The sequence below is a fragment of the Actinophytocola sp. genome (assembly GCF_035762905.1).
Lineage (GTDB): Bacteria > Actinomycetota > Actinomycetes > Mycobacteriales > Pseudonocardiaceae > DASYTH01.
The window spans coordinates 1-7322 of sequence record NZ_DASUCC010000055.1; the positions used below are offsets into that span (position 1 = coordinate 1).

Annotated in this window: 1 protein-coding gene; it reads right to left on the bottom strand. The window is 71.4% G+C overall.

Annotated features, from left to right (window positions below):
* Positions 1–7322: SDR family NAD(P)-dependent oxidoreductase (locus VFV67_RS10100; RefSeq protein ID WP_326469033.1), on the bottom strand; the 7322-nt coding region annotated here is incomplete at both ends.

Genomic DNA, 7322 nt, shown 5'->3' on the forward strand with positions numbered 1-7322 from the left:
TCCGAGCCCACCTCAAGCACCACACCGGCAGCCTCGGAGCCGACCAGGGCGCGCTCGGGATAAGTGCCCAAGGTGATCAGCACATCCCGGAAGTTGATCCCGGCCGCCCGCACCGCGATCCGCACCTGACCCGGCTCCAACGCGGCAGTGGGATAGGCGATGGGTTGCAGGTCGGTCACCGCTCCCCCACCGTTGGCCGGTTCCAGCCGCCACAAACCGTCCGGGAGGTCCAGGGCCGGGGTGGCGCGGGTCAGGCGCGGCACCAGAATGGTGCCGGACCGGATCGCGGCCTGCGGCTCATCCAGCATCAGCAAAGCCGGCAACAAATCCAGCGCCGAGTCATCGTCGATATCCACCAACACCAACCGGTCCGGATGCTCCGACTGCGCCGAACGCACCAAACCCCACACCCCGGCCCGGCACGGATCAGCGATCACATCACCCGAAGCGGCAGCCACCGCATTACGGGACACAACGACAAGCTTGTCCGCGTGCTCCTCAGCCAACCAGGACTGCAACTGCCCCAACACGTCGTCGGAATCGGCGTGCAGTACTGGAATCTCGGAGCTTGGCGTGGGAGTTGCGGTTGGGGTTGGGGCCGGGATGTTGGTCCACTCGACGGTGAACAGGGAATCCGTTGCGGGGGTGGGGGTGGCGAGTTGACCGGAGGGAACGGGGCGCAACACCAAGGAGTCCACCGATAGCACGGGGGCGCCGGAGGCGTCGTAGGCGGTGAGGGATACCGCGTCCGGGCCGGCGGGGGTGAGACGGACGCGGAGGGTGGAGGCGCCGGTGGCGTGTAGTGCAACGCCGGTCCAGGCGAACGGGAGGTGGGCAGTGTCGGTATCGGTGAGGAGGCGGCCGGGGGCGATGGCGTGCAGGGCCGCGTCGAGCAGGGCGGGGTGCAGGGTGAATTGGTCGGGTTCGGTGGTGGGGAGGGAGACCTCGGCGAGGACCTCGGTGGCGGTGCGCCACACGGATTGCAGGCCACGGAATTCGGTGCCGTAAGCGAGGCCGGTGGTGGCGAGGGCGTCGTACAGGCCGGTGATGGACACGGGTTCGGCGTGTGGTGGGGGCCAGGTGGTCAGGGTGGCGGGGATGGCGGATGGGACGTGGGGGTTGGTGTTGGTGTTGGTGAGTAGGCCGGTGGCGTGGCGGGTCCAGGACTCCGATGTGGCGGTGCGGGCGTGGATGGTGATGGGGCGGGTGCCGTCGTCGTGAGGTGCGGACACGCGAACCTGGATCTGGACTGCGTGTCGCTCCGGGATCGCCAGGGGGATTTCCAGTGTCAGGTCGGCGAGTTGGGGGCAGCCGAGGTGGGTGCCGGCGTGCAGGGCCAGGTCGACCAGGGCGGTGCCGGGCAGGACCACGGTGTCGTGCACGACGTGGGCGGACAGCCACGGGTGGGTGGCGACCGAGATGCTGCCGGTGAACACGGCGCCGTCGTCGTCGGCCAGCCAGACCGGTAGGCCGAGCAGTGGGTGGTCGCTGGGCTCGCCGGACAGCAGTCGGGCGTGCGGCCAGAACCGCTGGCGCTGGAAGGCATAAGTCGGCAAATCGACACGACGACCCTGCGGAACCACGGCCGGCCAATCCACTGCTACGCCATGCACCCAGGCGGTGGACACCGCGGTGAGCAGGGTTTCGGGCTCGTCGCGGCCGGAACGGCAGGCCGGGATGGCGATGCCGTCTTCGACCAGAGCGGAGAGCACGCCGTCCGGGCCGAGCTCGATGAACCTGGTGACGCCGTGGGCGGTGAGGGTGGTCAGGCCGTCGGCGAAGCGGACCGCGTCGCGCACGTGCCGCACCCAGTGCGCCGGGTCGGTGAGGTTGCCGGAGGAGATCACCGGGATGTGGGGTGGGTGGTAGGTCAGGGTTTCGCAGATCGCCGCAAACTCGTCGAGCATCGGGTCCATGTGCGGCGAGTGGAAGGCGTGCGACACGGTGAGGCGTTTGGTCTTGGCCCAGCGCGGGGCCAACTCGTCGATCACCTCGGCGTCACCGGAGATCACCACTGAGGTCGGGCCGTTGATCGCCGCGATGCTCACCCGATCCTCAAGCCCGGCAATGGCTGCCAGCACTTCGGCTTCGGTGGCCCGCACGGCCAGCATCGCGCCGCCGGTTGGCAACGCCTGCATCAACCGGCCACGGGCCGCGACCAGAGTGCAGGCATCGTCCAGGGACAGCACCCCGGCCACGTGCGCGGCGGCCAACTCGCCGATCGAGTGGCCGAACAGGAAGTCCGGCGTGACACCCCACGACTCCAGCAACCGGAACAGGGCGACCTCGAAAGCGAACAGGCCGGCCTGGGTGAACACCGTCTGGTTCAACAAGTCGGGGTGGGTGAAGAGGACCTGCTGCAGGGGGTGGTCGAGCTCGGTGTCGAGTCGGGCGCACACGGCGTCGAGGGCGGTGGCGAAGAGGGGGTAGGCGTCGTAGAGCCGCCTGCCCATGCCGGGGTGTTGGGAACCCTGGCCGGTGAACAGGAAGGCCACCTTGCCCGGGCGGACCGTGCCGGTCACGGCTGGGCCGGGGTTCAGGATGACGGTGCGGTGGTCCAGCGCGGCTCGGCCGGTGGCCAGTGACCAGGCGACATCGAGCGGTGCCGCGGAGATACCGGTCAGGCGGTCGATCTGGACCCGCAGTGCTGCTGCCGAATGGGCGGAAAGCGGCCACGGCACCGGTGCGTCGGTGGGTTCGGGGGTGGCTGGGTCGGGGTCGGGTTGTGCCGGGGGTTGCTCGATGATCACGTGGGCGTTGGTGCCGCTCATGCCGAACGAGGAGATGCCGGCGCGGCGGGGTCGGTCGCTGTGCCACGGCTGGGTTTCGGTGAGCAGGTTTATCTGGCCCACGGTCCAGTCGACGTGCGGGGTCGGGGCGGTCACGTGGAGGGTGGCGGGCAGGGATTGGTGGCGCATGGCCATGACCATCTTGATCACGCCGGCCACGCCGGCGGCGGCCTGGGTGTGGCCGATGTTGGACTTGACGGAGCCCAGCCACAGGGGGGTTTCGCGGTCCTGGCCGTAGGTGGCCAGCAGGGCATCGGCTTCGATCGGGTCGCCGAGGGTGGTGCCGGTGCCGTGCGCCTCCACAGCGTCCACATCGGACGGCACGAGGCCGGCGTTGGTGAGCGCGGCGCGGATGACGCGTTGCTGGGCGGGACCGTTGGGAGCGGTCAGGCCGTTGGAGGCGCCGTCCTGGTTCACCGCGGAACCGCGGACCACGGCCAGAATCCGGTGACCGTTGCGCACCGCGTCGGACAGGCGCTCCACCAGAAGCACACCCACGCCTTCGGACCAGCCGGTGCCATCAGCGGCGGCGGAGAAGGCCTTGCACCGGCCGTCGGTGGCCAGGCCGCGCTGGCGGGAGAACTCGATGAAGGCGCCGGGGGTGGCCATCACGGTCACGCCGCCGGCAAGGGCCATCGTGCATTCGTTGTTGCGCAGGGCCTGAACCGCGAGGTGCAGGGCAACCAGCGACGAGGAGCAGGCGGTGTCGACGGTGACGGCGGGCCCCTCAAGGCCGAAGGCGTAGGCGAGGCGGCCGGACAGGACGCTGGCGGCGGCGCCGGTGGCGAGGTGGCCTTCCTTGGCGTCGGCAGCGGTCACGGCCAGCCGGGCGTAGTCCTGGCCGTTGGTGCCGGCGAACACGCCGGTGCGGCTGCCGCGCAATGAGCGCGGGTCGATGCCGGCCCGTTCGAAGGCCTCCCACGAGGTTTCCAGCAACAGGCGCTGCTGCGGGTCCATCGCGACGGCCTCACGCGGCGACACGCCGAACAGCTCGGCGTCGAACTCGGTGGCGTCGTGGAGGAAACCGCCCTCGCGGACGTAGCTGGTGCCCGGCCGGTCGTCGCCGGCGAACAGCGCGTCGAGATCCCAGCCGCGATCCGTCGGGAACGCGCCGATCACGTCGGCACCGGAGTCGACCAGCTCCCAGAGTTGTTCCGGCGAGCCGACGTCGCCGGGGAACCGGCAGCTCATCGCGATGATCGCGATCGGCTCGTCGGCGGCGAGGCGGGTGGCCGGCTCCGGTGCGCCGGTCTCGGCGTCGCTTCCGGTCAGCCGGCCGCCCAGGTGCTCGGCGAGCGCCGCAGCCGTCGGATAGTCGAACACCAGCCCGGCCGGCAGCTGCAGGCCGGTTGCCGTGCCCAGCCGGTCGCGCAGCTCGACCGCGGTGAGCGAGTCGAAGCCGAGATCCTTGAACGGCCGGTCGGTGCCGACCGCGCCGGCGTCGCCGTGCCCGAGCACCGCGGCGGACTCGGACCGGACCAGCTCGACCAGCGCCGGCAACCGTTCGGCCGGGGACAACCCGGCAAGCCGGGCGGCCAGTTCGGACCCGTGCCCGGTGCCGGTCGGAGCCGGCCGGGCGAACCCGGGCAGGTCGCCGAGCAGCGGGCTCGGGCGGGCCGCCGTGAACGTCGCCGCGAACCGGTCCCAGTCGACGTCCGCGACGGTCAGGCAGGTCTCACCGTGGTCCAGCGCCGCGGCCAGCGCGGTGATCGCCAGCCCGGGATCCATCGGCACCAGCCCGCGCCGGCGCAGGTAACCCTCGGCCTCCGCGGAGTCGACCAGCATCCCCGCATCGGCCCACGGTCCCCAGGACACGGAGGTGGCGGCCAGCCCGCGCGCCCGGCGGTTCTCGGCGAGGCCGTCGAGGTAGGCGTTGGCAGCGGCGTAACCACCCTGGCCGCCGCTCCCCCACACGCCGGAGATCGAGGAGAACAGCACGAACGCGTCCAGTTCGGTGTCACCGAGCAGCGCGTCGAGGTTGGCCGCGCCGGACACCTTGGCCCGCATCGCCTCGGCCAGCTCCGCTTCATCCATTGTGGACAGTGCGGCGGTGCGATCCACGCCTGCGGTGTGCACGACGCCGGTGACCGGGTGTCGGGTCAGCAGTGCGGCCAGGGCGTCGCGGTCGGCGACGTCGCAGGCGGCGACGGTGGCGGTGGTGCCGAGATTGCGCAGTTCGGTGACCAGTTCGGCGGCACCGGGGGCGTCGGGGCCGCGGCGGCTGGTGAGGATGACGTGTTGGGCGCCGCGTTCGGCCAGCCAGCGGGCGACCCTGGCGCCAAGGGCGCCGGTGCCGCCGGTGACCAGGATCGGGCCGGTGGGTCGCCACGGGGTGGTGTCGGAGGTGAGCGGGGCCGGGCGCAGCCGCCGGGCGAACACACCCGTTCCGCGCACCGCGACCTGGTCTTCGCCCGTGGTACCGGCGAGCACCGACAGCAGTCGCCGCGCGGCGCGGCCGTCCAGCACCTCGGGCAGGTCGACCAGACCGCCCCAGCGGTGCGGATGCTCGAGCGCCGCCACCCGGCCGAGACCCCAGACCTGGGTCTGCTCGGGTCGGGTCAGCGGGTCGGAGCGGCCGACCGAGACCGCGCCCCGGGTCAGGCACCACAGCGGCACGTCGAGCCCGGCGTCCTCCAGGGCCTGCACCAGGAACAGGGTTGTGGTCACGTTGTCCACTTCGGACAGAATGCCGTCGACCTCGCCGGCCGCGCGCAGCCGGTCGGCCAGCACCGCTCGGTCCTCGCCCGCGATCGCCGGCAGCAAGACCACGTCGGCACCGCCGGCCCGCACGGCCTCGGTGACGGCGTCGCCCGCGCCGACGAGCAGCCAGCGTCCGAGCGGAGCGGGGTCGGTGTCGGGCAGTGGCTGCCAGTGCACCCGGTACCGCCATGAGTCCACTCTGGACTGATCGCGGCGGTTCCGGCGCCAGGCCGACAGCGCGGGCAGCACGGCGCGCAGTCCGTCGTCCGATCGGAGGTTGAGTGTCTCGGCCAGGGTGTCGAGATCCTCCCGCTCGACCGCGGCCCAGAACCGGCTCTCCGTGGCGTCCGCGGCGGCGGTCTCGTCCGGTGCGGTCGGGTCGAGCCAGAACCGCTGGTGCTGGAACGGGTAGGTGGGTAGGTCGACGCGCCGACCGCCGGGCAGCGCCTGGGTCCAGTCCACGGGGACGCCGTGCACGTAGGCACGGGCGACTGCTTCGAGGAAGGTCTCCGGCTCGTCGCGGCCGGTGCGCAGGGTGGGGATGGTGACCGCGTCCGGGACGCAGGGCCGGGTCAGTGCGGTGAGCACGCCGTCGGGGCCGAGTTCGAGGTAGCGGGTGACGCCGTGGGTGTGCAGGGTGGTTATGCCGTCGGTGAATCGGACGGCTTGGCGGACGTGGTGGACCCAGTAGTCGGGGGTTTGGATGTCGGTGGGGTCGGCCAGTGCGCCGGTTGCGATGGACACGATGGGTAGTTGGGGTGGGTGGTAGGTGAGGGTTTCGGCGATGGCGCGGAATTCGGCGAGCATGGGTTGCATGCGCGGGGAGTGGAAGGCGTGGGAGACGGTGAGCCGTCTGGTCTTGGCCCAGCGCGGCGCCAACTCCTCGATGGCTTCCTGGTCACCGGAGATGACCACGGCGGTGGGGCCGTTGATCGCGGCGATGCTGACCCGGTCTTCGAGGCCGGCGATTGCCTCGGCGACCTCGGTTTCGGTGGCCTGGATGGCGAGCATGGCGCCGCCGGTGGGCAGGGCTTGCATGAGTTTGCCGCGGGCGGCGACCAGGGTGCAGGCATCGTCCAACGACAGGACACCGGCGACGTGGGCGGCGGCCAACTCGCCGATGGAGTGGCCGAGCAGGAAGTCCGGGGTGATGCCCCAGGACTGCAGCAGCCGGAACAGGGCGACTTCCAGGGCGAACAGGGCGGCCTGGGTGAACACGGTCTGGTTGATCAGATCCGGGTCGGTGAACAGGACATCCTTGAGCGGGCGGTCGAGTTCGGTGTCCAGCCGCGCGCAGACCGCGTCGAGGGTGTCGGCGAAAACCGGGTGGGTGGCGTAGAGCTGGCTGCCCATACCGGGGCGTTGGGAGCCCTGACCGGAGAACAGGAACGCCAACCGGCCCTCGGTCGCGGTGCCGCGCACCAGGTTCGGTGCCGCACCGCCGTCAGCCAACGCGGCCAGACCGGCATGGAGATCGTCGACATCGCCGAGCAGCACCGCGCGGTGGTCCAGGGCGGCCCTGGTCGTGGCCAGCGAGAAGCCGATGTCCAGCGGGGAGTCGGTGTCCACGGCGGCGCGCAGCCGGGCGGCCTGGGCAAGCAGGGCGGGTTCGGATCGGGCGGACAGTACCCAGGGCAGTGTTTCCGGGACGGTACCTTCCGGCACGTCCGGCGTTTCCTCGGCCGGCGGTTGCTCGATGATGATGTGGGCGTTGGTGCCGCTGATGCCGAAGGAGGAGATGGCGGCCCGGCGCGGTCGGTCATCGGGCCAGGGCTGCGATTCGGTGAGCAGTTCGACGTTGCCGGTGGTCCAGTCGACGTGTGGGGTGGGGTG